Origin of the sequence: Aliarcobacter lanthieri (genome assembly GCF_013201625.1) — a bacterium.
GTDB classification, from domain to species: domain Bacteria; phylum Campylobacterota; class Campylobacteria; order Campylobacterales; family Arcobacteraceae; genus Aliarcobacter; species Aliarcobacter lanthieri.
In genome coordinates, this window is record NZ_CP053839.1 from 1,744,669 (window position 1) to 1,771,346 (window position 26,678).

Annotated in this window: 30 protein-coding genes; 10 read left to right on the forward strand and 20 right to left on the reverse strand. The window is 25.1% G+C overall.

Annotated features, from left to right (window positions below):
• Positions 1-4 precede the first annotated feature (4 nt).
• Genes ALANTH_RS08820 through ALANTH_RS08905 form a run of 18 tightly spaced genes read right to left on the reverse strand, consistent with a single transcriptional unit; the run spans position 5 to position 16,416 of the window.
• Positions 5-967, reverse strand: coding sequence for a glycosyltransferase family 2 protein (locus ALANTH_RS08820; protein WP_051583696.1), 963 nt, complete (start codon positions 965-967; stop codon positions 5-7).
• Positions 960-2,213: an O-antigen ligase family protein gene (locus ALANTH_RS08825; protein WP_026808164.1), complete on the reverse strand. Its 1,254-nt coding sequence runs from the start codon at positions 2,211-2,213 to the stop codon at positions 960-962. Before ALANTH_RS08825 ends, ALANTH_RS08820 begins: the two co-directional genes overlap by 8 nt.
• Positions 2,203-3,048 carry a glycosyltransferase gene (locus ALANTH_RS08830; RefSeq protein WP_051583698.1) on the reverse strand — a complete coding sequence of 282 codons (846 nt, stop codon included), beginning with the start codon at positions 3,046-3,048 and terminating at the stop codon, positions 2,203-2,205. Before ALANTH_RS08830 ends, ALANTH_RS08825 begins: the two co-directional genes overlap by 11 nt.
• Positions 3,038-4,072: a dTDP-glucose 4,6-dehydratase gene (gene rfbB, locus ALANTH_RS08835; protein WP_026808165.1), complete on the reverse strand. Its 1,035-nt coding sequence runs from the start codon at positions 4,070-4,072 to the stop codon at positions 3,038-3,040. The genes ALANTH_RS08830 and rfbB overlap by 11 nt, the downstream gene beginning before the upstream one ends.
• A gap of 1 nt (position 4,073) precedes the next feature.
• The gene (gene rfbD / locus ALANTH_RS08840; RefSeq protein ID WP_029888393.1) at positions 4,074-4,955 is read right to left on the reverse strand and encodes a dTDP-4-dehydrorhamnose reductase; all 882 of its coding nucleotides are present in this window, start codon (positions 4,953-4,955) and stop codon (positions 4,074-4,076) included.
• Positions 4,948-5,523: a dTDP-4-dehydrorhamnose 3,5-epimerase gene (gene rfbC, locus ALANTH_RS08845; protein WP_026808167.1), complete on the reverse strand. Its 576-nt coding sequence runs from the start codon at positions 5,521-5,523 to the stop codon at positions 4,948-4,950. The genes rfbD and rfbC overlap by 8 nt, the downstream gene beginning before the upstream one ends.
• Before the next feature lies 1 nt (position 5,524).
• Positions 5,525-6,415, reverse strand: a complete 891-nt coding sequence (rfbA, locus tag ALANTH_RS08850) for a glucose-1-phosphate thymidylyltransferase RfbA (RefSeq protein ID WP_026808168.1) — start codon at positions 6,413-6,415, stop codon at positions 5,525-5,527.
• Between the two features lie 35 nt (positions 6,416-6,450).
• On the reverse strand, positions 6,451-7,449 hold the full coding sequence (locus ALANTH_RS08855; protein ID WP_026808169.1) for a glycosyltransferase family 9 protein: 999 nt from the start codon (positions 7,447-7,449) through the stop codon (positions 6,451-6,453).
• A 21-nt stretch (positions 7,450-7,470) separates the two neighbouring features.
• The gene (locus tag ALANTH_RS08860; protein WP_026808170.1) at positions 7,471-8,256 is read right to left on the reverse strand and encodes a BUD32 family EKC/KEOPS complex subunit; all 786 of its coding nucleotides are present in this window, start codon (positions 8,254-8,256) and stop codon (positions 7,471-7,473) included.
• Positions 8,253-9,167, reverse strand: coding sequence for an LpxL/LpxP family acyltransferase (locus ALANTH_RS08865; RefSeq protein WP_026808171.1), 915 nt, complete (start codon positions 9,165-9,167; stop codon positions 8,253-8,255). Before ALANTH_RS08865 ends, ALANTH_RS08860 begins: the two co-directional genes overlap by 4 nt.
• Positions 9,160-10,164, reverse strand: a complete 1,005-nt coding sequence (gene waaC, locus ALANTH_RS08870) for a lipopolysaccharide heptosyltransferase I (protein ID WP_026808172.1) — start codon at positions 10,162-10,164, stop codon at positions 9,160-9,162. Before waaC ends, ALANTH_RS08865 begins: the two co-directional genes overlap by 8 nt.
• Positions 10,161-11,630 carry a Ppx/GppA phosphatase family protein gene (locus ALANTH_RS08875; protein ID WP_026808173.1) on the reverse strand — a complete coding sequence of 490 codons (1,470 nt, stop codon included), beginning with the start codon at positions 11,628-11,630 and terminating at the stop codon, positions 10,161-10,163. The genes waaC and ALANTH_RS08875 overlap by 4 nt, the downstream gene beginning before the upstream one ends.
• Positions 11,630-11,884 (reverse strand): YfhL family 4Fe-4S dicluster ferredoxin, encoded by a 255-nt coding sequence (locus ALANTH_RS08880; protein WP_026803857.1) that lies wholly within the window; start codon positions 11,882-11,884, stop codon positions 11,630-11,632. Before ALANTH_RS08880 ends, ALANTH_RS08875 begins: the two co-directional genes overlap by 1 nt.
• A 40-nt stretch (positions 11,885-11,924) precedes the next feature.
• Positions 11,925-12,659 carry an inositol monophosphatase family protein gene (locus ALANTH_RS08885; RefSeq protein ID WP_026808174.1) on the reverse strand — a complete coding sequence of 245 codons (735 nt, stop codon included), beginning with the start codon at positions 12,657-12,659 and terminating at the stop codon, positions 11,925-11,927.
• Positions 12,652-13,443: an EI24 domain-containing protein gene (locus tag ALANTH_RS08890; protein ID WP_026808175.1), complete on the reverse strand. Its 792-nt coding sequence runs from the start codon at positions 13,441-13,443 to the stop codon at positions 12,652-12,654. Before ALANTH_RS08890 ends, ALANTH_RS08885 begins: the two co-directional genes overlap by 8 nt.
• Positions 13,436-14,356 (reverse strand): radical SAM/SPASM domain-containing protein, encoded by a 921-nt coding sequence (locus ALANTH_RS08895; RefSeq protein WP_228133204.1) that lies wholly within the window; start codon positions 14,354-14,356, stop codon positions 13,436-13,438. Before ALANTH_RS08895 ends, ALANTH_RS08890 begins: the two co-directional genes overlap by 8 nt.
• 6 nt (positions 14,357-14,362) lie before the next feature.
• On the reverse strand, positions 14,363-15,811 hold the full coding sequence (locus ALANTH_RS08900) for a type II secretion system protein GspD (RefSeq protein WP_026808177.1): 1,449 nt from the start codon (positions 15,809-15,811) through the stop codon (positions 14,363-14,365).
• A gap of 32 nt (positions 15,812-15,843) precedes the next feature.
• The gene (locus tag ALANTH_RS08905; protein ID WP_026808178.1) at positions 15,844-16,416 is read right to left on the reverse strand and encodes a YigZ family protein; all 573 of its coding nucleotides are present in this window, start codon (positions 16,414-16,416) and stop codon (positions 15,844-15,846) included.
• A 128-nt stretch (positions 16,417-16,544) separates the two neighbouring features.
• On the opposite strand from ALANTH_RS08905, the gene ALANTH_RS08910 reads away from it, so the two are divergent.
• Genes ALANTH_RS08910 through ALANTH_RS08945 form a run of 8 tightly spaced genes read left to right on the forward strand, consistent with a single transcriptional unit; the run spans position 16,545 to position 22,957 of the window.
• Positions 16,545-17,000, forward strand: a complete 456-nt coding sequence (locus ALANTH_RS08910) for a hypothetical protein (RefSeq protein WP_026808179.1) — start codon at positions 16,545-16,547, stop codon at positions 16,998-17,000.
• Entirely contained in the window at positions 16,997-17,704 is a 708-nt protein-coding gene (gene tlyA / locus ALANTH_RS08915) for a 23S rRNA (cytidine-2'-O)-methyltransferase TlyA (protein WP_026808180.1), read from the forward strand. Before ALANTH_RS08910 ends, tlyA begins: the two co-directional genes overlap by 4 nt.
• Positions 17,673-18,512, forward strand: a complete 840-nt coding sequence (locus tag ALANTH_RS08920) for a bifunctional riboflavin kinase/FAD synthetase (RefSeq protein ID WP_026808181.1) — start codon at positions 17,673-17,675, stop codon at positions 18,510-18,512. The genes tlyA and ALANTH_RS08920 overlap by 32 nt, the downstream gene beginning before the upstream one ends.
• 20 nt (positions 18,513-18,532) lie before the next feature.
• A complete protein-coding gene (cmoA, locus tag ALANTH_RS08925) occupies positions 18,533-19,240 on the forward strand; it encodes a carboxy-S-adenosyl-L-methionine synthase CmoA (RefSeq protein ID WP_026808182.1) in 708 nt (235 codons plus the stop codon).
• Between the two features lie 11 nt (positions 19,241-19,251).
• Complete coding sequence (bcp, locus tag ALANTH_RS08930) at positions 19,252-19,761, forward strand: thioredoxin-dependent thiol peroxidase (protein WP_026803867.1); 510 nt, start codon at positions 19,252-19,254, stop codon at positions 19,759-19,761.
• A 12-nt stretch (positions 19,762-19,773) separates the two neighbouring features.
• Complete coding sequence (locus ALANTH_RS08935) at positions 19,774-20,787, forward strand: plasminogen-binding N-terminal domain-containing protein (RefSeq protein WP_026808183.1); 1,014 nt, start codon at positions 19,774-19,776, stop codon at positions 20,785-20,787.
• Positions 20,787-22,175 carry an FAD-binding oxidoreductase gene (locus ALANTH_RS08940; protein ID WP_026808184.1) on the forward strand — a complete coding sequence of 463 codons (1,389 nt, stop codon included), beginning with the start codon at positions 20,787-20,789 and terminating at the stop codon, positions 22,173-22,175. Before ALANTH_RS08935 ends, ALANTH_RS08940 begins: the two co-directional genes overlap by 1 nt.
• A 2-nt stretch (positions 22,176-22,177) precedes the next feature.
• A complete protein-coding gene (locus ALANTH_RS08945) occupies positions 22,178-22,957 on the forward strand; it encodes a YihY/virulence factor BrkB family protein (RefSeq protein WP_026808185.1) in 780 nt (259 codons plus the stop codon).
• On the opposite strand, the gene ALANTH_RS08950 is transcribed toward ALANTH_RS08945, so the two are convergent.
• Both ALANTH_RS08950 and murA read right to left on the reverse strand, forming a co-directional pair.
• Complete coding sequence (locus tag ALANTH_RS08950) at positions 22,940-23,497, reverse strand: HNH endonuclease (RefSeq protein ID WP_026808186.1); 558 nt, start codon at positions 23,495-23,497, stop codon at positions 22,940-22,942. The two genes, ALANTH_RS08945 and ALANTH_RS08950, sit on opposite strands and share 18 nt — an antisense overlap.
• Positions 23,497-24,765 carry a UDP-N-acetylglucosamine 1-carboxyvinyltransferase gene (gene murA / locus ALANTH_RS08955; protein WP_026808187.1) on the reverse strand — a complete coding sequence of 423 codons (1,269 nt, stop codon included), beginning with the start codon at positions 24,763-24,765 and terminating at the stop codon, positions 23,497-23,499. The genes ALANTH_RS08950 and murA overlap by 1 nt, the downstream gene beginning before the upstream one ends.
• Positions 24,766-24,863: 98 nt before the next feature.
• Between murA and ALANTH_RS08960 the strand changes: the two genes are divergently transcribed.
• Positions 24,864-25,748 carry a DMT family transporter gene (locus ALANTH_RS08960; protein WP_029888395.1) on the forward strand — a complete coding sequence of 295 codons (885 nt, stop codon included), beginning with the start codon at positions 24,864-24,866 and terminating at the stop codon, positions 25,746-25,748.
• A 94-nt stretch (positions 25,749-25,842) separates the two neighbouring features.
• The gene (kdsA, locus tag ALANTH_RS08965; RefSeq protein WP_026803874.1) at positions 25,843-26,640 is read left to right on the forward strand and encodes a 3-deoxy-8-phosphooctulonate synthase; all 798 of its coding nucleotides are present in this window, start codon (positions 25,843-25,845) and stop codon (positions 26,638-26,640) included.
• Positions 26,641-26,678: the final 38 nt, after the last annotated feature.

Below are 26,678 nucleotides of genomic sequence, written 5' to 3' on the forward strand. Positions count from 1 at the left end.
GCCTTTATAAAGAATAAATTAATAATTTTTGTAATTTATTTTTTGATGAATACTTTCTTATGTATCTATCGACTTTTTGTTCTTTTTTTATAGCAAATATTTCAGATTTATATTTTTTCAAACATCTATACATTTTAAAATTAAAATAACCACTTTCATAATTAGAATAATGTTCTATTATTGTATCTAAAATAATATCCATATCCATATCAATATTTTTTACAGTTTTAAAAACTGTGCATGAATCTATTAAATTTTTAGCAGTAATTAAATATGAATCTTCTTTTTTTTTGAATCTATCAAATACAGAAATATAATTCCTTTCAATATCTTTAGTAACTTGTTCACTATACCTTCGATAATAAGTATATGCTGTATCAGTATATGTTATTGTTCCAATAGTTGAAGCAACAAATGCTATCCAGATATCATGAAAAGCCATTTTATTAGGAATTGGTAGTATGTACTTAATTAATTCCTTTTTAAACATTAAAGTATTCCCAGATACACAATTATAAAAAATAAATGCTTTATTACATTTACCTTTTACTAAATTTCCATTAGGGCGAATCAACTCTTTACCTATTTCTTTTGAATACTTATCTACTAATATTGCATCTGAATAGATTAGTAAATTATTACCTATATTTTTAATAAAAACATCAATCTTATCTTTTTTCCAAATATCATCTTGATCTGCAAGTGCAATATAATCTCCAGAACACAAGCTAATTGCATATTCAAAATTCTTTACAAATCCTAAATTTTTCTTATTCTGAAAAAATTTTATCCTATTGTCTTTTTTTAAATATTCATTTATTATACTTTGCGTACTATCTTTTGATCCATCATCTACAATAACTATTTCTATATTTGAATAAGTTTGATATAAAATAGAATCTATTTGTTCTTTTATAAATCTATCTCCGTTGTAAGTACACATTGCAATAGATACTAAACTATTCATTGATTTTTTCCTTTTCATTATTTGTAGTTACATAGATAATTATCGAAATAAAAACTGCACTAAGTAGCATTATTTCATGTTGATAAAATAATTCATTAGATATTCCCTGAAAGGTAATAACAAACATATTCGAATATCTAATATAATTAAAATATTGGTCTTCTATTTTTATAAAAAATAAATAGCCCCAAAATATTATAAAAATAAGTAACCCAATAAAACCTGTTCCAGCAAATATTGATATATATGTATTGTGTAGATAACCAAAAGTTGTTGTAAAAATACTATTTTTTCCATATTCCTTTAGCTGAATATCCATTATAATATTATTTAATTTACAGTATCCCATTCCATAAAAGAGATTAAATCTTTCATCTTTTATAATATTAGGTATTATCATATAAGAAGATAAACGAGCTCCCCAACTCGTATCAAAGTTTTTATCTTTAACGACATAAGATATATCTTCAAAACCTTGCATTAACCTATTATTTAAATTTGAACTTAAATTGAAAGCAAGCATACATATAATAGTAAGTGATATTAAACTATATATTATATATTTTATATTTTTTTTGAAATATATAATTACTAAACAAATTGCTGTCATTAGAAAAGTAAATTGTCCTGTTCTTCCAGATATTATAAATAAATTTACAATTAATAAAAAAACAAGAAATACTAAAAATAATTTTAATATTATATTTTTGGATTTAAATAATTTTAAAACTGTTAAGAAGATGGAAAAAGATAAAAATACTGAATATTGAATATAAGTAGATAAAAATGGTATAGGATTGGTATTATTTCCATGAAGAACAAATCCAAACATTCTATCTCCTATAAGCTCAAAGTACATACAATATGATATTAATACATTAATAAACATCCCTATTAAAAAAGCATTTATCAAATACTCAATATGTTCTTTTTTTATAGAAGTTATAATTATTATAATAGGTAATAAAAAGTACTTAATAAACATTTTATAGCTTTCATAATCTGGATATGAGACAATACTACTAAAACTGATCCATATAAAAAATAATAAAAGTAATATGACTATTTTATTGTTTTTTATAAAATAATAAATGTATCTAAAATTTAAAGTTAGTATCCAAATATAAAACATATTATTAATAATATCTCTTCCTATTTGCCAACCAAATGACATAGAAAAAGCAAGTAAAACTATCATAGTAATAAGAATATAGTATAAAAATTTTTGATATATTTTAATTATCATTTATTTTTACAATTCCATTATCACAAAAAAATTTATCAGAATCAAAATTTTTTTTTAAAATAAGATTATTAACAAAGCCTTGAGTATTATCAAATCTTTTTTTATGATATAAATGAAGTAGATTTGCATTATATCTACAGGATTTAAGCTCTATGCCTAATCCTCTAAATCTCCAACCTAAATCAATATCTTCTCCAATAGAGGGTAAGGTATAAGTTTCATCAAAACCATTTATTGATAAGATATCATCTTTAAAAGCTGACCAATTACAACCTATAATATAATTAACATCTTTTTTTACATATGGAGCTAAAAAAGATTTATAAGAAATATGTAAAATATCTTCTAAATGTCTAGTTTTGTCTTTTATTAATTTTATTACATATAACCAATAATTATTAGTTAATTTTGAAACTGTTAATTTTTTAGAACGAATATCTTTTGTAACTTGCTCACCCAACTCTACTCTTTTACCAGCTAAAACTATTTTTTTGGAAGCTTGTCCTAAGTGATTTTCAATAAAATCATCAAAAGGTACACAATCTCCATCAATAAATATCAAATATTCATATTTTGAAGCAACTATTGCTCTATTCAAAGCTATATTTTTTCTCCATCCAATATCTTCTTGAAATAGATGAGTTATATAAAGATTTATATATTTCTTTTTAGCAATTTTTATGTAATCAATCATTTGATTACTATTACCATCTTCTGAAACAAGAACTTCATTTGGGATAATAGTTTGATTAGATAAAGATTCTAAAATTATATCTAAACTATCTGTATCTTTATATACTGATATTATAATTGTACATTTTAGATTATTTGACATTATATTTTCCTAAATACCAATTAATAGTTTTTACAATTCCTGTATCAAAGTTCTCATCTGCTTTCCAACATAGTTCTTGTTCTAACTTTGTTGCATCTATTGCATATCTTCTATCATGTCCTGCTCTATCTTCTACAAATGTTATTAATTCTTTATATGAAGTTGTTTTTGGAACTTCTTTATCTAAAATCTCACAAATTCTATTTACTATTTGCAGATTTGTTCTTTCATTTCTTCCACCTATATTATAAGTTTCAGCTTTTTTACCTTTATGATAAACAAGATCTATTCCTTTACAGTGATCTAATACATACAACCAATCTCTTATATTTTTTCCATCTCCATAAATAGGGATTGAATTTCCTTTTAAAGCATTTCTTATAATTGTAGGAATTAATTTTTCATCATGTTGTTTTGGTCCATAGTTATTTGAGCAGTTAGTTATTACTGTATTTAATCCATATGTTTCATTATATGCTCTTATTATCATATCTGATGAAGCTTTAGAAGCTGAATATGGAGAATTTGGAGCATAAGGAGTAGTTTCAGTAAACAAATCATTTGGATCTTCTGTTAATGTTCCATACACTTCATCTGTTGATATATGATGAAATCTGCAATCTTGATATTTAGCTTTATAAGTAAATGGCTTATTCATCCAATATTTATAAGCAACATCGATTAGAGTAAAAGTACCATTTACATTTGTTTGCACGAAAACTCCAGGGTTTATAATTGAGTTATCTACATGAGATTCAGCCGCAAAGTGGATAACACCTTTTATATCAAACTCATTAAAAATAAACTCTATCAGTTCACGATTACAAATATCACCTTTAATAAATTTATATCTAGGATTTTTTTCACACTCTTTTAGATTTTCTAGATTTCCTGCATAAGTTAAAAGGTCAAGGTTTACTAAATTATAGTTTGAATATTTTTCTAAGAAATACGGTACAAAGTTTGAACCTATAAATCCTGCACATCCTGTTACTAGTATTGTTTTATTACTGTTATCGAACATTTTATTTTCTCTCCCCTAATCTTTTTAAACAATCATTTAGCCCATCTTTCCAGTATGGTATTTCTATATTAAATGTTGATTTTATCTTATTTTTATTTAAAAGTGAGAAATGAGGTCGTTTTGCTGGTGTTGGATACTGAAATGTTTCTATTGGGTTTATTTTACAATCAATTTTTGCCATTTTCATTATCTCTTTTGCAAAATCATACCAACTTAAAACTCCTTCATTTGAATAGTTATAAATTTCTACTTTTTCATTTTGTATTTTAGGAATAATATTTAAGATAGTGAATGCTAAATCTTTAGCATAGGTTGGAGTTCCTATTTGATCAAATATCACTCCAAGTTCCTTTTTTTCACCTCCCAGTCGTAGCATTGTTTTTACAAAGTTATTTCCATAAAAACTATAAACCCAAGAAGTTCTTATGATTATAGAGTCTTTTGGATTTATATTTATAAGTTCTTTTTCTCCATCAAGTTTTGTTTTACCATAAACTGATTGTGGATTTGTCTGATATTCTTCACAATATGGTTTAAAGTTTCTTCCATCAAATACATAATCTGTTGAAATATGAATAAGTTTTATATTTAGTTCTTTAGAAATCAAAGCTAATTTCTTTACAGCTTTTCTATTGACTAAATCAGAATTTAATTCATCGTTCTCAGCTTTATCTACTGCTGTATAAGCTGCACAATTTATGATTACATTTATATTATTTATTTGACAAAAATTTCTTATATCATCTTTAGAAGTAATATCTATATCATCTCTAGTTGTAAAGAAAAAACTATATGAATAATCTTTTGCTAACTCTTTTATTTCGCTTCCTACTTGTCCATTTGAACCAGTAACTAAAATATTGTAAAAGTTTGAATTAAGCATAATAATCTATTCCAAATTCAAATAAATCTTTTGTTTCATTTAATTTTGGTTGTTTTGTATCTTTTAAAGATAGATTTAATTCTTCTTTATTTAAAATCCAATCTATATTTAAATTTTCATCATCAAAAGCAATTCCTCTATCACATTCAGGGCTATAATAATTATCTACTTTATAAGCAAACACTGTATTATCTTCAAGAACTACAAATCCATGGGCAAATCCTCTTGGAACTAGTAATTGTCTTTTATTTTCACCAGATAATTCAACTGCTATATATTGTCCAAAAGTAAGAGAGTTTTTTCTTATATCTACAGCTACATCTAATACTCGTCCTTGTATAACTCGCACAAGTTTTGTTTGAGCAAATGGGGGAAGTTGATAATGTAAACCTCTTAATACACCTTTTGAAGATTTTGATTCATTGTCTTGACAAAAATCTATCTTATATCCCAAAAACTCTTCAAGTTTATCAGCACGAAATGTCTCTACAAAATAACCACGATTATCACCATGCACTTTTGGTTCAATTATTACTACATCTTTTATATCTGTTCTTATAAATTGCATATTATTTCACTCTTCTTGGTTGATTTGCTCTATTTATCAAGTATTGTCCATATTGATTTTTCTTTAAAGGTTCAGCTAATTCTAAAAGTTTCTCTTTTGAAATATATCCCATTTCATAAGCTATTTCTTCTAAACAAGCTACTTTTAGACTTTGTCTATTTTCAATAGTTTGAATAAAACTTGAAGCTTCAAGTAAACTTTCATGAGTTCCAGTATCTAGCCAAGCATATCCTCTTCCCATTAACTCTACTTTTAATCTATTTTCATTTAAGTAATCTTGATTTAAAGTTGTGATTTCAAGCTCTCCACGATTACTTGGTTTTACATTCTTTGCTTTTTTTACTACATCATTTGGGTAGAAATATAATCCAACAACAGCATAGTTTGATTTTGGATTATTTGGTTTTTCTTCGATTGAGATTACATCACCATTATCATTAAATTCAGCAACTCCATATCTTTCAGGATCTTTTACATAATATCCAAAAACCGTTGCTTTATTTTCATCATTTATATTTTTTATACTTTTTGCTAAAAGTTGAGTTAAACCATGTCCATAAAATATATTATCTCCCAAAACCAAACAAGCATCATCCCCATCTAAAAACTCTTCACCTAAAATAAATGCTTGTGCTAAACCATCTGGACTAGGTTGAATTATATATTCAAATCGCATTCCTAAATCACTACCATCTCCTAAAAGATTTATAAAACTTTGTTGGTCTTGAGGAGTTGTTATAATTAAAACTTCTTTAATTCCAGCTAGCATTAGAACTGAAAGAGGATAATATATCATTGGTTTATCATATATTGGTACTAATTGTTTTGATACCCCTTTTGTGATTGGATACAATCTTGTCCCACTTCCACCTGCTAGGATTATCCCTTTCATATCAATTCCTTTTAAAATTTACTCTAATGTATATTTTATAATAATTTTGCTTTATATAAAATAGATATAATGTATGATGGCTTAATATTTTTCATACAAATATTATCTTTACAAGTTTTCATAATTTTTGTTTTATAACATGGAGAACAATTTAACTTCAAAGAAATTGGATAAACTTTATTTTTAGGAGTAATATATGGAGAGTCAATGATAGTATCATTAGGTCCCATTAAGACAAATACAGGAGTATTTGTAGCTGCACTAATATGTCCAACTGCTGAATCAGTGCAAATTGTAGCTAAAGCATTCTTTATAATTGAAGATAATTCTATAATATTATTTTTTGCTACTAAATCTATTACATTTTTAGGATAAGGTTGTAATAATTTGAAAAATTGTTCTTCCCCTCTAGCTCCTACAATAATAACTTGAATCTTTTTAGATAAATAATCTATCAATTCTATCCAATATTTATTTTGCCAAGCTCTATAATTTAATCCACTTCTATTCACATGTGAATTACTTGGAGCAATTATAATATATTTATCAGCTAAGCCAAACTTTTTTTTTATATTATCAAATTCAATAGTAGCTACTTCAGGATATGATATTTTCAAATTATCTTTTGAAATTATTGAATTATAAAAATATTTTTGTTGTTCTCCTCTATTTAACCTACTTGGAATATTTATAATTTCATTAAACCATCCAACTTTTTTATTTGCTACAATTTTTTCAACTAAACTTTTAAATTGTTTCCCCATTTCAAAATTTATTAATATATCATATGGCTCTTTTTTTGAATATTTTATTATATCCTTTTTTTGTGAACTAAAGAAGATAGGTATTTTTTTATGTTTTAAATGAAAAACTTTGTCTACTCTATCATCAAATTCAAATAGTTTTGAAGCAATTGGTGTTGAAACATAATCTATTTTTACATCTCTATATTCAAATATTAAAGCATTTATTACTGAAGTTGAATATACTAAATCACCTAATGCCCCACATCTTATAATTAATATTTTTTTCATATCCTATCCCATAATTAATATTTATTTTGTATTGATTTTTAAATTATTTAATATTTCAAATAGATCTAAAAAATAGATTAAATCACTTCCTAATAATTTTTTAATAAACTTCCTATTAGCAAACCAAATAATAAAACTTATTTTTTTAGCAAATTTATTAAGTCTTATTATAAAATCTTTATTATCTGTAAATTCTAAATATTTTTCTATGATATAATAAAAATTTACTTTAATCCTAGATTCTTTTATCTTTATAAAAGATAATATAAAAAGTAAAAAGTCTCTATATTGTAAAGATTTTATATCTATATTTTCATAGTAACTCTCTTCAAAATCTAAAACATATATTCTTTCTTCTTTGTATGTAAAATTTCTTATTTGACTTCCACCATGGAATTGATTAAGATTATGTATTTTGGACAACTCTAGAATTAACTTATCTAAAATAATATAAAATTCATTTTCATTAATATTTTTATACCTAAAAAAAGCATCAATAGTCTCTCCACTATCTTCAAGAACAAAAAAATCTTCACATTTATATACAATATTTGGAACATTTATTCCCAAAGTTTTAAACTCTTTAAGTTTCGAACTTTCAAATTCTAAAGCTTCTTTAGGAGTTTTATATAAAGAAGGAATTAATAATTCAAAAGGGAAGAATTTATAAAAAATTTTTTGAATGTTATTTGGTTTAGTAGCTCTTGCTTTTTTTAACCAATATTGCTTTTCTTCAAAAATAAATGGAAAAATCTCTTTATCTGAGTTTTCAAACTCTCTTTTAGCTAAATTTATAAAATTATTCAATTTAACTTCTTTTTATAAATATCATTATGAAAAGCTTTAAATCTTTTATGTTGCCAAAGCCAAAAATCTGGTTTTTCAAAAATTTGTTTTGATACAATATCATTTTGTATTTGTGTCAATTCTTTGATTTTATCATTCGTCTTAAAATCAAAACTTCTTACATCAATTGCTTCTTTTACTTCTATTGTCCAATCTCTAAAACCATTATTTACTGTAAATATTGGAATAATTATTGCGTCAAACTTTATTGCCATTCTTGAAGTTGAATCTGTAGCTATTGTTTCTTGCCCTAAAAATTCAACTTCTACTCCACTTCCAATGTGTTGGTCAATTACAACTGCTATACTTTTATTATCTTTAAAAGCTTGAATCATACCTTTTGCAGCACTTTGTTTTTCTAGCATTGTTATCTTATTTTTACTTCTTGCTTTTGCATATATTGCTTGAATATGTGGATTATCCATTTTTCTATTTACAACAGCTATTTCTCCAAACATCAAAGCAATATATGGTAAAGTTATTTCCCAACCACCATAATGTGCAGTTATATATATAACTTTTCTATTTTCTTTAAAAGCTTTTTCAATAATATCTTTATTTAAAATATTTGCTTTTTTAAACATATTCTCTTTTGTAATATTTTGATTTTCAATAAATTCATACATATTAAAAACTAAAGATTTATACGAACTATAAATTATATTTTCTTTTTTTTCTTGAGAAATAGAGTTTCCATAAACTAAATTAAGATTTGCCATTGCAATACTTTTATGCTTTTTATTAAATTTATATGCAAAAAATGCCATAAATTGTAAAATCTTTTTCATTAAAATTTTTGGAGTAATTAAAAATATAAATATAAATATATTATATAAAAAAAGTCTAAAATAATCTTTTATCTTTCTATACATACAAAAGCCCTTTTGCCGTTTCTATAACTTTATTTTCATCAATTTCTTGAATTGAAAAATCAGTTCTATTTATTTTAAATGGATTTACAACACTAGAAGATTTTATAGTTTTATTTATACTTGTTGTGTAAGTATTTCTATATGCTGGAGTATTTCCAAAAAGTGTAATAGAAGGAATATTCAAAGCCCAAGCCATATGAGTAGGTCCTGTATCATTACCAATTACCAAATCAACTTTACTAACAATAGCTTTTAGATCATTCAAATCCAACTTTGGTAAAACAATAGCCTTAGAATTTTTAGAAATAAACTCTGCAATTTGCTTTTCTTTTTCATTTCCCCAAGCAATTAAAAAACTTTCATCTAAACTAGAAGCTATTTTAGCAAACTTCTCTTTAGAATACATTTTAGTATCCCAACTAGCTCCAATAACTAATAAAATATTTTTTTTATTTTTTTTTAAATACTCATATATTATATTATTTTCATTTTTGTAAAATAAGAAGGCTTGTTTATCTAAGATTTCATCTTTAGATATTTCAAAATTCAAAGGTTCACTTAAAATCTTACAATTTCTAAGTATTGCATTTTCATCATAAGGAATATCGATTTTTTTTGTATAAAAATATGAAGCTAGTTTTTCTCTTGTTGAATTTTTATTAAATCCTGCTCTATTATTACCCAATAATCTTGCAACAATGGCAGATTTTATAAGTCCTTGAGCATCAATTATCAAATCATAAGAGTTTTTTCTAAACTTTTTTAAAAGTTTTATTTGATAGAAGATCTCTTTTTTATCTTTTTTGATACTTTTTAAATCTAGTTTGATTATATTTGAGATATGTGGATTATTTTCTAAAATATCACCAAATGCATTTTCAACAAACCAATCAATTTGTATATTTGGATATTTTGCTTTGATAAATTGTAAAGCTATCATAGAATGAATTATATCACCCATTGCAGATAGCTTTATAATAGCTATTTTTTTCATTATAAAATCTCTAAGAATAAATCTTTAGGTGTTTCTAATTTCTCAATATATGATTTTATTAAAAAAGATTTATTTGGTAAAGTTACTTTAAGTGTATCTTTTTCTAATAAGTAATCAACTTTAGGTCTTGAAAAATCTTGATTTACTGCAAGATTTAATGCAATCATAAAAGACATCCATTGCATATCTTCTAATTTTGGTAAAAGCCCTTGATATTCATCTAAATCTATTTGTTTTGGTAAAGATTTTTTAGAAAATTTAAGAGTATACGCAACTATAACTCTTGAAGTATGTAGAAAATCATAATTCAATCCACTTAGAATAAAATCAAAAGCATTATCATTAGATTTATAGAAGTTAAGTGTTGTTCCTATAGAATGTAGTTTTGAAGATACAACTAAAAGTGATTTAAACTTTTCATCAAGTTGATGAAAAGGTTGTAATATATCAAAAATATTTTTAGCATTATTACCAAAATACGAACTCTGTTTTGGACAAATTTGGAATCTATCTAATAAACTTCGTACACTAACATTAAAATTTTCTGGAAATTTATGATTTGAATTTCTTAATAAATCAGTAAGATAAACTCCCTCTCTTACTCCTACTCCAGAAGTTACAACAGTTTTTATTTTAAGTTCATCAATGATAGTTTTAAAAATAAATGTACCTTCTTTTATTGTATCAAATCTATCTTTTTTTACACCTAGTTCTTCTAGATCATCATTTGAATTAGCATTTAAGATATCTAAAAAAAGCCTACTTTCATCTTTTACTTTATATGTAAATCCATGAATTGCATCTAAAGGATATCTGTTTTTTTGCATAATCAATTTTGATAAAAATCTTATACTTCCACCAATACCAACAACTTTAGAAGGTATTTCTAAACCTAAGTTAAAAACATTTTTTAAATTATCTAAAATATATTTTTTTGCACCATCAATATTGTTTTTATTAAAATATAGTTCTCGAAGTCTTACTGTTCCAATATTTAATGAAATAGATTTTAAGATTTTACCATTTTTTACAAAACAAAATTCTGTTGAACCACCACCAATATCAACAGTTACAAAATCATCATCGTGAAGCAAATTTGATGTAGCAACCCCACCATAATATGCTTCTTTTTCACCATCAATAACTTTGATATTTAAACCTAAATCTTTTCTAACTCTATTTAAAAAAACTTTTGAATTAGGAGCATCTCTAAGTGCTGATGTTGCTACACAAAAAATTTTTCTTGATTTAAGTGCATTTGAAATATTTAAAAATGATTTTAATGACTCATAAGCTCTTTGCATAGGTATTTCTTGAAGATTACCACCATTTTCATAGCAACCTTCTGAAATTTTCACTCTACTTTTAGTTTCATTTATAAGACTAAAAGCAAAACGACTAGATTTTTCTAAAACAACCATCCTCATTGAATTTGAGCCAATGTCGATGATTGTTGTAATTTTTGACATTAGTTTTCTTCTTCCATTAGTTGATCATACTTAAATTTTAACTCTTCTAATGTCTCTTCATTATCAGGATCCAAGATAATACAGTCAACAGGACAAACCTCAACACATTGTGGTTCTTCATAATGTCCAACACACTCTGTACATCGATCAGGATCTATCATATAAATTGGATCCCCCTCTTCAATAGCATAGTTTGGACACTCTTCTCTACAGGCGTCACATGCAATACATTCATCCATAATTATTAAAGCCATATACATTTCCTAATATATAAAATATGTTTTGGAGTTATACCTAAAAATGATTAATAATTTCTTTAAAAAAATTAAATTTATCTTTATCTTTTGTAATAAATATTGTCATATTATCTTGATAAATATTTAAATCTTTACATATATAAAGCCCTGCTAGAACATCAAAATCTCGAACTTTACCTTTAAATAATACAAAATTATAGTCCATTGAATTTGCAAGACTTAATGCTGTTGCACCTAAACTCCTAAATTTAATATTTTGCTTATTTAAAGCCTTACAAATATCTGGATACTCATATGCTCTTTCAAAAATAGATATTTTACTTTTATCATTTTTAAATATTTCTTTTTCTTTCATATTTTGAAGACAAAAATATTTTATTTCATTTTCAAATGCTCTAAAAACAACTGTTTTTATAGACAGGTTTGCTACAAATCCTGCTACAACAGCTTCTCCTTTTTTTAAAGCAACAGAAGTTCCAAAATATGGTAAATTTGAATAAAAATTATTACTTCCATCAAGAGGATCAATAACTATTGTGAATTCACTATTATTATTTATAAAACCACACTCTTCACTAAAAATATTCCCAAAAATATTTAGATGTTTTATAAAGATATTTTCAAAAATCAAATCTATTTTTAATGAATTATCTCCACCAAAACCATTTATATTTGTATATTCAAAATCTTCTTTACTCAAATTTTGTTCTATATAATCCAAAATCTCTTTATTAGCCTTTAATACAGATTGTATAAATAAATCTTTATTCAAAATTTACCTCTTCTTCTTTTCTTAATTTTATAAGTTCCATAAAATAAGCATTACTTAAATAAATTACATAAAAAACTGCAACAAAAAGTGTTATAAAAGGAACTGTTGATAAAAAGTATAAAGCCAAAGTTCTAAATCTAAAAGAACTAGAATTATCAACATAAATCTTATTATATTCATCTTTACTCAATATTGTAGAACCTACATCAAAATTTAATAACTTATGAAAAAAATAATATAAAGGGAGATATAAAGCTATTATATTTATTATTGGAATAAAATATAAAGGAATAAACAAAATATATAATAAAATCATTACAAATACTGATTTAACAGCATTTATTATAGCATTTGTTACATTTCCAAATGGTTTTAATTTCAAATATGCATAATCTTTCTTATGTAAATTATCAACAATCATTGGAGTTAAAAATCCAATAATAAAAAGTGTTAAAATAACTGAAATATGAAATACAAAAATAGTTCCTATTGTGTAAAATAATATACCAGCTAACCAAGAAGTTATAGAGTATTTAAATAAGAATACAATAAAATAGATAAACCAAACTGCATAAAATGGTGAACTTTCATCAATAATAACTTCTCCACCTTCTTGTGCAGTTTGAGCAATAGTTCTTAAAGTTTCTATTCCAAAACTTGCCATTCCAAAAAATATTAAATATAAAATAATCATTGAAACAATCAAAGGAATTAAAGCTATTTTTAGCATTTTTGAATTAAAAAAATCTTTTACACTTTTTAATATAATTTCTGTTTCATTCATATTTATCCTTTTCAAATCTTGTTCTATATTCACACTTTTGACAAAGTTCCTCTACTAAAATATTTTTTTTAAATCCACTTTTAATATCTTTAGCCCTTTGCGAATTTAAAATATCTTTAATAGAACTATTTTTAATATTTCCTAAATTCATCTTAGCATCTTTATCTAAACAGCAAGGGACAATATCTCCTGAAGCTAATATACCAAAATGTGAATCAAGTCCATAACAAAATCCAGTTTTTGAAACAAATTCATTTTGCAAACTTGGCCAATTAAAATATTCATCAAAGTTTATAAAAGTTTTTCTTGCAATTCTAATATTTTTTGGTTTTTCCTTATAAATATTATCTATATTTAAACATAAATTAAACTCTTTATTCAATATATCAAAAACTTTTTTATTAAATTCTTTTGCACTTTTTTCTTCATCTAAATTCCAAATTCTAAAATTTATAAAATATTCATGAATTTCTTTCTGTGCATATTTTACAAATTCTATAATTGGACTTAAATACTCAGATAAACTTTTTTTATGAGAATTTGCATTATATGAGTTTATAGAGAAATTTATCTGTTTGATAGCATCATTCAATAATGTTTCATAATGCTTTTTTGAAATATTATTAGCAGTTGTTGTAATATTTACTTTCAAACTATTATTTTTACTAATATCCAAAAAATTATTTAAGTTTGACAAAACTAAAGGATCACCTACTATATGATACGCTAATTCATTTGTAAATTCTTTTAATTCTTGATTTATTCTAGAAAATAACTCTAAATCCATAGTTTTATTGGGAAGAGATTTGGGTGGGCAAAATGTACATTTTAAATTACAAATATTTGTAATTTCTATATGTACTTTTCTAAACTTCTTTATAGCTTTTCCTTTTATTTTTAGCAATTTTACCAAAATTATCTAAAAACCATTGTTTGAGTGCTGTTCAAAAAACTCTTTTATTCGTTTTTCATGTAAAGATTTTGAGTCTATCTTATCTTCTTTATCTAGTACAACAACTTTTTCACTTTTATCTAAATATTTTAAAGACTCTTCTAAATACCTATCTTCTAAGTTTTTAAGTTCGGTTAATTTATCTCTTATGTATGTTAAATCTTTATTTTTTGGAACTAGATAAGGAGTCACAATAATAACTAAATTATTTTTTCTATTTATATTTGTTTCATTTTTGAAAAGATTACCAACAACTGGAATATCACCTAAAACTGGAATTTTTTCTTCTACATTCTCACTTTTATTTTCTATTAATCCACCAATTATTACACTCTCACCATTATTTAATATAGCTGTTGTATTTATCTCTTTTTTGTGAGTATCAGGATTATCCCCTACTCCAACTGATCTTAATTTTACACCTTCAAGTAAAGCACTTATTTCTAATGATACTTTTTCATCACTTGCAACTCTTGGTTTTACTTTTAAAGTAAGTCCAACATCTTCTCTTTGATAATTTGTTCTTTCTGTCCCTCCATCTGTTATGCTACTTGAAGTTTGAACAGATATTTTTTCTCCAACATAGATAAAACTTTCTTTATTATTGATAGCTAAAATTGATGGTTCTGAAACTATATCAACAGCCCCTTGTTGCCTTAATAAATTTAAACTAGCACCTAAAGCTATTCCAGATTTTAAATTTAAATTTTTTATATCTATTCCAAGCAATGATATTGCATTATCTAATGCATTTGAACCACCATTTAAATTTGTAGAAATAGCTAAAATTCCATCACTTGAAGAATTGGCTTTTAAAATACCATAAGATAGACCTATTTTATTGACAAGTTCATTATTTACTTCTATAATTTTAGCTTGAATATATACTTGAGCTTTTTGTTTATCTATATCATCTAAAAAAGTTATAAGTTTATTTAATTCAGTTTCAACTCCCATTAAAATTATTGAGTTAGATTCACTATCTAAAGTGACAACTGGTTTTGAATGTTCATTTTCAAAAATATTTTTATCTACTAAAGTTGTTAATATCTTTAATATATTCTCACCATCAACATTTTTTAATTCATATATTTTTGTTGAATAAGACTCTCTTTTTTGCTCTTTAATCTTTCCTACTCTAAAAAAACTTCCCATGTCTTCTAAAATATACCCATTATCATCTAAAGTGATTTTTAAAATATTTAAAAGTTCATATTTATTCAAACTTCTATTTGAGATAAAATTTACTTTCATATCAAGATTTTCAGATATTAATATGTCTTTATTAAGTATTTTAGAAGTAATTTTTATAAATTCGTTTATATTTAGATTCGAAAAGTTTATATTTATTTTATCACTTGAATAAACATTTGTTAAAATAAAAAAGATCAAAAAAGCCTTTAGCACCCCTATCATAAAAGCTCCTCAATTAATAAGATAAATGATAATTAGTATATCTTAATTTCTCTTGGAAGTAAAGAAAAAATGTTATCAAATTCTTCTTTGGAAAGTTCGATTGTTAATTTCACATTTGTACTAAAATCTTTATTTGTTATTCTAATATTGTGTTGATTCAATATATATTCTAATTGTCCTAGAATACTATATTCGCACTCTAATATATTTGATATTAACTTTTTATAAGTTTTAAACTCTGATATTTTTATAACTTCGTTTACACTATCAGAATATGCTCTTACAAGCCCACCTGTCCCTAACTTTGTACCACCAAAATATCGTACAATTATTACTGCACTATTTATAATTTCTGAACCATTTAAAACAGAAAGTGATGGTTTTCCACTTGTTCCTCTTGGTTCTCCATCATCACTAGAGTTTTCTACAATTTGTTCAAACTCATTTAAATATCTATAAGCATATACAAAATGTACAGCTTTTATATGTTCAGTTCTTAATCTTTGCATAGTTTTTTCAAAATCTAAATATGGAACCAAATAAGCTATAAATTTTGATTTTTTTTCTTCAATCGTTGCACTAAATTCATATTGTACAAATTTCATCTTATATTTTTATACCTATGCCTAAAATTCAAATGATTTTATAATATTTAAAGTTAAGAGTGGATAACTATTATAAGATTTAAGTTAATATTGTTATAATTTTTTAATAATTTTGATAGGGGTATATTATGCAAATTTCAAATAATTCAAATAATGTTTTAGACTCAGATCTTTACAATATTGATTCTACAAATAAAAAAGAGAACAAAGATAAATTTGATTTATTCATGGAAAATAAGCAAAAAGAAAAAGCAAAACAGCAAGAGCAAGAAAATCTTCTAGAAAATATAGATTATATTGCAAGAACTGGATTTACGAAGGATGAATTAGAATTAATTAATAATAAATTTGAAGAATTGCAAAAGAAAAGAGCAGAAAGTGGACATGTCCCACAAAATATAGAAGAAGTCTTAGCAAATCAAAAAGCTGATTTGCAAGCAGCAATTTATGAAGTTACAGGTAAAACAGTAAACTTAGATAAAGAATCTATTGAAAGTTTTATAAAAGGTCAAAATACTACTGAATTTAAATCTATTTCTACTGATGAAAGTTTAAGATTAGTAGATGAATTTAAAAATAAATGAGATTGGACCTATACTTAACTAATAACTTTGATATTCAAAGTCGTAATAAAGCATGTGAACTTATTAAATCAAATAAAGTAAAATGTAATAATAAAATTTTAACAAAGCCATCATACATAGTAAATTCTAATGATATTGTAGAGTTATTAGAAGAAGATTTTTATGTTTCAAGAGCAGCTTATAAACTAAAATACTTTTTAGATGATTTAAAACTAGATCTAAATCATAAAATAGCCCTTGATATTGGGAGTAGTACTGGTGGATTTACTCAAATTTTATTAGAAAATAAAGTTTCAAAAGTAGTTTGTGTAGATGTAGGAAGTAATCAACTTCATCAAAGAATAAAAAATGATAATCGAATTGAATTTTTTGAAAATTGTGATATTAGAGATTTTAAAAATGATATTTGTTTTGACATTGTAACATGTGATGTATCTTTTATATCTATTTTAAATATTATAAATGCTATAAATTCACTCCAATTTAAAGAAATTGTAATTCTTTTTAAACCACAATTTGAAGTGGGAACAAATGTAAAAAGGGATAAAAAAGGCGTTGTTAAAGATATTCAAGCCATACAAAAAGTAAAAGATGATTTTTTAGCATTTACTTTTAATTTAGGTTGGAAATTAAAATTTAATAATGTAAGTAAACTTCAAGGAAAAGAAGGAAATGAAGAGGAGTTCTTCTATTTTAGTAAATAAAGATAATATAGATTCTATAGCAATTGGTGGATTTGATGGTATGCATATTGCTCATCAACAATTATTTAATAATTTAACAAAAGATGGAGCAATCATAAGTATAGAAACTGGTTATGCAACTTTAACTCCAAAAAATTATCGTCAAGAATATACACCTTTCCCTATTTTTTATTATGATTTAAAAAATATAAAAGAATTAAATGGAGTAGAATTTATAAAACTTTTAAAAAATGATTTTAAAAATTTAAAAAAAATTATTGTTGGTTTTGACTTTTGCTTTGGAAAGGATAGAACCTGTACTGTAAATGATTTAAAAAAAGTTTTTGATGGAGAGGTAGTAATAGTTTCTGAAATTAAATTAGATAATTTTCCAGTACATTCAAGATATATTAGAGAATTTTTATTAAATGGGGATATTGAAAAAGCAAACAATTTTTTAGGGAAAGAGTACAAAATATATGGAAAACATATAGTTGGTCAAGGAATTGGTAAAAAAGAGTTTGTAGCAACTATAAATTTAAATGTAGCAGAATTTTTACTTCCACAAAGTGGAGTTTATATAACAAAAACTGTAGTTAATAATTATGAATATAATTCTATTTCATTTTTAGGTCATAGAGAAACAACTGATGGAAATTTTGCAGTAGAAAGTCATATTTTAAATATAGATGATTTGGAAGTAAAAGATGAAATAATTCAAATAAAATTTATAAAACAAATAAGACAAAATAAAAAATTTAGTAGCTTTTTAGAACTAAAAAATCAAATTCTAGAAGATATAAATATTGCAAAAAAATATTTTTATTAAATTTTAGATAAAATATTAAGATGATAGATAAAGTATTTAATAAAACAATTTCAAAACAGTTTGAGTTTGATGAAGAAGTAGCTAGTGTATTTGATGATATGCTAAATAGATCTGTTCCTTTTTATAAACAAATGCAAAAACTATCTATATCTTTTGCGAATAACTTTTTAGAAGAGAATTCTAAAGTTTATGATTTGGGTTGTTCAACTGCTTCTACTTTAATTGAACTTAGTAAAAGTAGCCAATATAATCTAAGTTTAGTTGGAATTGATAACTCAAAAGCTATGTTAGAACGTGCTAGTAAAAAATCAAAGGCATTTGGAGTTGAAATAGAGTTCTTAAATGCTGATATTTTTGATGTTGATTTAAAAGATGCTAAAGTTGTTCTTTCAAACTATACTTTACAATTTATTCGTCCATTAAATAGAGAAAAGTTAGTAAAGAAGATTTATGATAGTTTAGAAGATAATGGAGTTTTTATATTTAGTGAAAAATTAGTTTCACAAAATAGTTTTTTAAATAAACAATTTATAGATGAATATTATAGTTTTAAAAAAACTCAAGGATATAGTGAATTTGAAATTTCTCAAAAAAGAGAAGCTTTAGAAAATGTACTTATACCTTACACTGAAGATGAGAATAAAAGAATGATAAAAGATGCTGGATTTAAGCATTGTGAAACAGTTTTCAAATGGGTAAATTTTGCTCTTTTTATAGCAATAAAATAAAGGAGAATTATATGTTAAAAGTTGGAAATAAAGCACCAAGTTTTTGTGCTTTTAATCAAGATGATACAGAAATTTGTTTAAGAGATATTATTGGTAGTTGGATTGTTTTATATTTTTATCCTAAAGATTTAACTCCAGGTTGTACAACACAAGCATGTGATTTTACTAATAATCAGTTTTTATTTGATAATTTAAATGCAACAATTATAGGAGTAAGTCCAGATGATAGTGAAAAACATAGAAAATTTATAGAAAAATATGATTTAGGTATTACTCTTTTGGCAGATGTTGATAAACAAATATGTCAAGATTATGGTGTTTGGCAACTAAAAAAATTTATGGGCAAAGAATTTATGGGAGTTGTAAGAACTACTTTTATAATAAATCCAAAAGGTGAAATAGCTGCTATTTGGGATAAAGTAAGTGTAAGAAAGACTAAAAGTGTAAAAGGTGAAAAAATAGAAATTTTACATGTTGATGAAGTTAGAAAAAAATTAGAAGAGCTTCAAGCTCAAATTTAAAAAAGGAAAAAAATGTTTAAAAAAAGTTTGTTTTTTGCTTGTCTTAGTGTATTTACACTAAATTTATCTGCGTTAGAAACTATTTGTTATAAAAATGGTTTAGATAATCCTTCACAAATTGAAAATGCAAAACTTGAAGGTGGTTTTTGTGCTGGAAAAGTAACTGTTGATGATATGAAAAAAGATGGTTGGAATACTTTAGATATAAAAGTAACTATCGATCAAGGAAAACTAAGCTACTCATATTATTTTTACAAAAATACTAAAAAAGGTTTGAGTAGTGGAAACTATGCTTCAAAACTTGATAGTGGTAAAAATGAATTTTCAATACAACCAATTGGTGCAAAAGTTGAGAATTTAAATGATAATAAAAGTGTTATTGCAGTAGGAAATTTATTAGTTGGTCAATCTGGAATTGTAGTTCATATTTATGACAATGATAAAAGACTAATAGTATCAAATGCAAAAGTTGTAAGTTCAAATGATAATTCTTCTGTTGTTGAATATTTTCCTTTTGACGATTTAAAACAAGATGCTATTCCAACAACAAATAGAACAATTGAAAATGGTGATGTTATTATTTTAAATTATATGTATGATCAATCATTATTAATTGCTCCAGATTTCAATAGCTACCAAGCAGTAAGAGAAGATTTTGCACAAAACAACTTTATACATCCAGATATCTTTGGAGCTACATTAAAATTTGATAATCAACCTCTTCCAAAAAAAGAAGATTTCCAGAAATTTTCAATTGATCAAAATTTAGGAACAATATTTTTTGTTGTAGCTAAAAAAATATATATTTTAGATGCAAAAACATTTTCAATTTTAGATTCATATAGTTTTCCTTATGCTTCAAATGAAAAACAAATGCCATTCTTTACAAGGGTAGAAGAGATAAAAGGTCCTTTAATTGATTTTAAAAATATCCCTTTTGTATCTGAAGCTTTAGGCTTAAAAGATGATAGTATAGATAGTTCAAACTATGATAACTACTATAAAAGTATTTTAGGAATAAAATAATGATTGAAAAAAAACATTTAGATTATTTTACATCTATTGTTGGTGAAGATAATGTAAAAAGTGATAAAGCTCATTTAATTGCTTTTTGTTACGATGCAACAAAAAATAGATTTGAACCAGATGCTGTTGTTTTTCCACGACATGAACAAGATGTAAGTGATATTTTAAAATATTGTAATGAACATAAAATCATAATAGTTCCAAGAGGAGCAGGAAGTGGATTTACTGGAGGAGCATTACCTTCAAATGGTGGAATAATATTAAGTTTAGAAAGACATATGAATAAACTTTTAGAAATTGATATGCAAAATATGGTTGGAGTTGTACAACCAGGACTTATAAATATGCAGTTTCAAAAAGCTGTTGAAGAAGTAGGACTTTTTTATCCTCCAGATCCAGCAAGTGAAGAATATTCAACATTAGGTGGGAATGTAAGTGAAAATGCAGGTGGTATGAGAGCCGCAAAATATGGTATTACAAAAGACTATGTTATGGCTTTACGAGCAGTATTACCAAATGGGGATATTATTGTTGCAGGTAAAAAAACAATTAAAGATGTAGCAGGATATAACACAGCTGGTATTTTAATAGCAAGTGAAGGAACACTTGCAGTTATTACTGAAATTACTTTAAAACTTATTCCAAAACCAAAGTTTAAAAAAACTTATATGGGAGTTTTTCCTAGTGTAAATAGTGCAATGACTGCGGTATTTAAATCACTAGCAAGTGGAGCAAATCCAGTTGCTATGGAATTTCTAGATGCTTTAGTAATAAAAGCTTTAAAACAGAAGTTTCCACATATAGAATTACCAGAAAATGCAGGTGGTATTTTAATTGGGGATGTAGATGCAAGTAGTATTGCCGAAATTGATGAACAACTAAATATTTTAAAAGCGTCTTTTAGCGAAAATGGCTCTATTGATTTTATAGAAGCAAAAGATGATGAAGAAGGTAAAAAATTATGGTTTGCAAGACGAAATGCAAGCCCTGCAACTATGGTTTTTGGAACAAAAAAACTAAACGAAGATATTTCAGTTCCAAGAAGTAAACTACCAGTTGCTCTTGATGAAATTTATAAAATTGGTGAGAAATATGGTTTCCAAGTTCCTTGTTTTGGACATGCTGGAGATGGCAATATTCACGTAAATGTTATGGTAAAAGATAAAACAAATGAAAAAGAGATGGAAGATGGGCATAAGGCTATAGAAGAAATTTTCCAACTTGTTGTTGATATGGGTGGAACTTTAAGTGGTGAACATGGTATTGGTATATCAAAAGCTCCATTTATGAATATTGCATTTACAGAAGCTGAAATGAATCTATTTAGAAATATCAAAAAAGCTTTTGACCCAAACAACATTTTAAATCCATTTAAAATGGGATTATAGTTTTGCAAGAAAAAACTATTTTTAGAAAAATCATAGATAGTATTGAATCATTTTTCAATGACGATACTACCTATTTTGCAGCTAGTCTTAGTTTTTTCACTATATTTTCTATATTGCCAATAATAGCTTTAGGAATTGCAATAATTTCAAAGTTTCCAGAGTTTGATGCTTATTTAGATACTTTTACAAACTTTTTATTAAATTTTCTAAATCCAACTCACTCTGAAGAAATTATAAGTACTTTAAAAAACTATATTTCAAATTCTAATAAACTAGGTTTTATAGGGATTTTTTATATGCTCTTTGTATATATTATGTTTTTTAAAGATTATGATTATATTATAAATAAAATCCATAATGCAAAAAGAAGAGCTATATATAAATCATTTTTTATTTATACAATATTTTTTATAGTTTTTCCAGCAATTTTTATATTTTTAAATACACTTTTATCACTTCATAATAGTAGTTTATTTAAAAGTTTTTTATTCTTTTTATTTACTTGGAGTATATTTTTTCTATTATTTAAACTAAGTGTAAATAAAAAAATATCATCAAAATCTGCAATGATTTCATCATTTTTAACTTTAAGTGTATTGAGTATTACAAAAAATCTTTTTGTATATTATATAGTTTATAATAAAACTTATTCAACGATTTATGGTTCTTTATCTACTCTTCTATTTTCATTTTTATGGATTTATATTTCATGGATAATATATTTATATGGTGTAAAATTTTGTCATAGATTAAATACTAAAGAATTAAACAAAATTATATAACTCATCTCTTATTTTTAAAGGTATTTCAAAAATATTTCTACTTTCATTTGTTAATATTTTGTGACAGTCAAAGCATAAAATAGCTATATTTTCAAGATTATATCCACCACCATTTTCTGCTTCTAATATTAAAAGTGTGTGGGCATCACTTAATTTATCCATTTTATTTCCACATCTATTACAAGTCCCTTTATCCCTAAAGAAAGCAACCTCTTTTCTTCTCAAAAAATCTTGTGGTTTTTTTAAATTTGGAATAGAATTTATTCCATATCCATTCCAAAGAAGCTCTTTTTTTACAGACTCTTGAGTCTTTTTTAAATATTCAAAATCAAGGAACTGTCGGACTACCTCATCTATAAAAAGAGTTTTTCTAATTTTAAAATTTTCTTCTTTTAAAATCTCATCAATAATAGATAAATCAAATTTAATCTTTGGATGTTCTCTTTTTAAATAAGAATCTAATAAACCTAAAAAAATATCAAATTTATTATTTTTTTTATCATCTTCTTGAAATAGTAAATTCTTTAATTTATCTAACATCAGTTATCTTTTAACCTTCTAACATCTGCACCAATATTACTTAATTTTTCTTCTAAATTTTCATATCCTCTATCTAAGTGATATATTCTATGTATATTTGTTTCACCTTTAGCTACAAGAGCAGCTAGAACTAAAGCAGAAGATGCTCTTAAATCTGTTGCCATTACATCTGTTCCACTTAAACTATCCTTTTTACCTATAATAGTAGCTATATTACCATTTAAGTGTATTTCTGCACCAAGTCTTAATAGTTCACTAACATGCATAAATCTATTTTCAAATAATCTTTCATCAATTGTGCTAGTTCCATTTGCTTGAGTTGATAATGCCATAAATTGGGCTTGCATATCTGTTGGAAAACCTGGATATTCAGTAGTTATTATATTTACAGGTTTTATTTCTTGTGTAGGCAATATTGTTAGACTATTCTCAGTTTGTAAAATTTCAAAATTCATCTCTTCAAGTTTTGAAATTACTGCTTCAAGATGTGCAGGAACAATATTACTAATAGTCAATTTCTGATTAGTAATAGCAGCTGCACACATATAAGTTCCAGCTTCAATTCTGTCGGGAATTACTGCAAATGGTTTCATCTCGAGTAACTTTCTATTTGTTCCTTCAATTACTATTTTTGAAGTCCCAATACCATCTATTTTTACCCCTGAATTTGCTATTACTTCACAAAGTTGTACTATTTCAGGCTCTTTTGCTGCATTAATAATTGTTGTTACACCATTTGCAAGTGCTGCTGCCATAACTATATTTTCAGTTCCACCCACAGTTACTTTGTCAAATACTATTTTTGCACCTTTTAAACCTTCAGGTGCCGTTGCTTTTATATATCCTTGCAATATCTCAATATTTGCTCCCATTTGTTCTAATGCTTTTAAATGTAAATCAACTGGTCTTTGTCCTATTGCACAACCACCAGGAAGTGAAACTTCACAGTGTCCAAATCTTGCTAACAATGGACCTAAAACTAGAATAGAAGCTCTCATGGTTTTTACAATATCATATGTTGCTGTTGTATTATCTATACTACTTGTATCAATAATAGCACTATTTTTATCTTTTTGAAAAGTTCCACCAAGCTTTGATATAAGCTTTAAAAAAGTATTTATATCAGCAACATTTGGTAAATTGTTTATAGTGATTTTATTTTTTCCTAAAATTGTACTTGCTATCAATGGCAATGCTGCGTTTTTTGCTCCAGAGATACTAACATCACCAGATATTTTTTTATTTCCAATAATCTTTAAATATTCCATAGATTTCCTAAAAATAGAGTTTAAAATAGAGTTTATATTATCTAAAAATTGCTTTATTTTAGTAATCTTACTATAATACTAACTTTTTTAAAGAAGGAATGAATTTGGAAGAAAATGTAAATAAAGCTATAAAATATATGCTTCTTGCTTCATTTTTATTTGCTCTTATGGGAGTTACAGCTAAAGAGCTAAGTGATAGTTTATCAACAATTGAAGTAGTATTTTTTAGAAATGTTTTTGGAGTTTTTATAATACTTTATTCTATTTATAATTCTCCATTAAAACAAGTTGGTGGGAAATTCTGGTTACTTATTTTTAGAGGAACAATAGGATTTATATCTCTACTTTTTTTCTTTTATAATATAGCTAATATTCCACTTGGAGAAGCTATGACATTTTCAAAAACTTCTACAATCTTTACAGCTTTGCTAGCTTACTTTTTTCTAAAAGAGGAGCTTGGTTTTAAAGGTTGGATTGGAGTATTTATTGGATTTATTGGTATATTATTTATAACAGAATTTAATGGAAGTAGTTTAGAAAAAACTGATTATTTAGGTATTTTATCAGGAGTTGGAGCAGCACTAGCTTACACTTCTATAAGAGAACTTAGAAAATACTATGATGGAAGAGCAATAGTTTTATCTTTTATGGCTATGGGAACTATTTGTCCATTAGTTTTAATGATAATTAGTGAATTTTATACAAATCCTAGCTTAGATTTTATGCTAGGAGAATTTGTAGTTCCTAAAAATAGTGATTGGATTATTATAATATTATTAGGACTTTTTTCAACTTATGCACAAATATATATGACAAAAGCATACTCTTTTGCAAAAGCTGGAATTGTAGGAACTATTTCGTATAGCAATATTGTTTTTTCTATAATTTTGGGACTATTTATAGGAGATAGTTTTCCATCATTTATAATAGTTTTAGGTATAATATTAATTGTAATTAGTGGAATTTTAGTAAGTAAAAAATGATAATTCCACAAAATAGGCTTCATTCTTGAAGTAGTTTAATATGAGTGGTTTCTATTAATCTTAATTAGAAACCTATTAATTAAAAGGAATTTATATGGTAGTTATGACAGGACCTTGTGTTTTAGAAGATATGGATACAGTTTTAAAAATAGCTGAGAAATTAAAACCTTTAAGTGAGGATAAAAGAATTGATTTTTATTTTAAAGCAAGTTTTGATAAAGCAAATAGAACAAGCTTAAGCTCATTTAGAGGACCAGGACTTGATGAAGGTTTAAAAATTTTTGAAAGAATTAAAAAAGAATTTGGATATAAAGTTGTAACAGATATTCATGAATCATATCAAGCAAAGCCTGCTGGTGAAGTGATGGATATACTTCAAATTCCAGCATTTTTATGTAGACAAACTGATTTGCTTGTAGCTGCTGCAAAAACACCTGCAAAAATAAATATCAAAAAAGGACAATTTCTAGCAGCAGATGCTATGAAACATCCAGTTGAAAAAGTATTAAATACTAGAGGAATAACAGAAGTAACTTATGAAAATAGTGATAAAGCTGGAGTTTGGCTTTGTGAAAGAGGAAATACTTTTGGTTATGGTGCTTTAGTTGTAGATATGAGAAACTTATTACTATTAAGACAATATGCTCCAGTTATTTTTGATGCAACTCATAGTGTACAAATTCCAAGTACTGGGGGAACAACAGGAGGGAATAGTTCATTTGTTCCATATATGGCAAGAGCTGCTGCAAGTGTTGGCGTAGATGGTTTTTTCTTTGAGACACATATAGACCCAACTATAGCTAAAAGTGATGGTCCAAATATGCTACATATTGATACTTTATATAAAACTATAAATGAAATCTTTTCTATAAAAGATGCTTTAAAAATTTAGTTCATTTTGTTTAAGAATTTGTAAGTCTTATGATTTAA

Excerpts from the sequence above, each read along its gene's own strand:
- rfbC (WP_026808167.1), bottom strand. The coding sequence starts at position 5,523 with ATGCAATTTATAAGAACAGATATAAAAGATGTAGTAATAATTGAACCA.
- ALANTH_RS08910 (WP_026808179.1), top strand. The coding sequence starts at position 16,545 with ATGCAAATTTCAAATAATTCAAATAATGTTTTAGACTCAGATCTTTAC.
- ALANTH_RS08900 (WP_026808177.1), bottom strand. The coding sequence starts at position 15,811 with ATGATAGGGGTGCTAAAGGCTTTTTTGATCTTTTTTATTTTAACAAAT.
- ALANTH_RS08890 (WP_026808175.1), bottom strand. The coding sequence starts at position 13,443 with ATGAATGAAACAGAAATTATATTAAAAAGTGTAAAAGATTTTTTTAAT.
- ALANTH_RS08825 (WP_026808164.1), bottom strand. The coding sequence starts at position 2,213 with ATGATAATTAAAATATATCAAAAATTTTTATACTATATTCTTATTACT.
- rfbD (WP_029888393.1), bottom strand. The coding sequence starts at position 4,955 with ATGCTTAATTCAAACTTTTACAATATTTTAGTTACTGGTTCAAATGGA.
- ALANTH_RS08865 (WP_026808171.1), bottom strand. The coding sequence starts at position 9,167 with ATGTATAGAAAGATAAAAGATTATTTTAGACTTTTTTTATATAATATA.
- ALANTH_RS08875 (WP_026808173.1), bottom strand. The coding sequence starts at position 11,630 with ATGTCAAAAATTACAACAATCATCGACATTGGCTCAAATTCAATGAGG.
- ALANTH_RS08820 (WP_051583696.1), bottom strand. The coding sequence starts at position 967 with ATGAATAGTTTAGTATCTATTGCAATGTGTACTTACAACGGAGATAGA.
- ALANTH_RS08960 (WP_029888395.1), top strand. The coding sequence starts at position 24,864 with ATGAATTTGGAAGAAAATGTAAATAAAGCTATAAAATATATGCTTCTT.
- murA (WP_026808187.1), bottom strand. The coding sequence starts at position 24,765 with ATGGAATATTTAAAGATTATTGGAAATAAAAAAATATCTGGTGATGTT.
- ALANTH_RS08855 (WP_026808169.1), bottom strand. The coding sequence starts at position 7,449 with ATGAAAAAAATATTAATTATAAGATGTGGGGCATTAGGTGATTTAGTA.
- rfbA (WP_026808168.1), bottom strand. The coding sequence starts at position 6,415 with ATGAAAGGGATAATCCTAGCAGGTGGAAGTGGGACAAGATTGTATCCA.
- tlyA (WP_026808180.1), top strand. The coding sequence starts at position 16,997 with ATGAGATTGGACCTATACTTAACTAATAACTTTGATATTCAAAGTCGT.
- bcp (WP_026803867.1), top strand. The coding sequence starts at position 19,252 with ATGTTAAAAGTTGGAAATAAAGCACCAAGTTTTTGTGCTTTTAATCAA.
- ALANTH_RS08950 (WP_026808186.1), bottom strand. The coding sequence starts at position 23,497 with ATGTTAGATAAATTAAAGAATTTACTATTTCAAGAAGATGATAAAAAA.
- ALANTH_RS08935 (WP_026808183.1), top strand. The coding sequence starts at position 19,774 with ATGTTTAAAAAAAGTTTGTTTTTTGCTTGTCTTAGTGTATTTACACTA.
- ALANTH_RS08880 (WP_026803857.1), bottom strand. The coding sequence starts at position 11,884 with ATGGCTTTAATAATTATGGATGAATGTATTGCATGTGACGCCTGTAGA.
- ALANTH_RS08920 (WP_026808181.1), top strand. The coding sequence starts at position 17,673 with ATGAAGAGGAGTTCTTCTATTTTAGTAAATAAAGATAATATAGATTCT.
- kdsA (WP_026803874.1), top strand. The coding sequence starts at position 25,843 with ATGGTAGTTATGACAGGACCTTGTGTTTTAGAAGATATGGATACAGTT.
- rfbB (WP_026808165.1), bottom strand. The coding sequence starts at position 4,072 with ATGTTCGATAACAGTAATAAAACAATACTAGTAACAGGATGTGCAGGA.
- ALANTH_RS08905 (WP_026808178.1), bottom strand. The coding sequence starts at position 16,416 with ATGAAATTTGTACAATATGAATTTAGTGCAACGATTGAAGAAAAAAAA.
- cmoA (WP_026808182.1), top strand. The coding sequence starts at position 18,533 with ATGATAGATAAAGTATTTAATAAAACAATTTCAAAACAGTTTGAGTTT.
- ALANTH_RS08830 (WP_051583698.1), bottom strand. The coding sequence starts at position 3,048 with ATGTCAAATAATCTAAAATGTACAATTATAATATCAGTATATAAAGAT.
- ALANTH_RS08940 (WP_026808184.1), top strand. The coding sequence starts at position 20,787 with ATGATTGAAAAAAAACATTTAGATTATTTTACATCTATTGTTGGTGAA.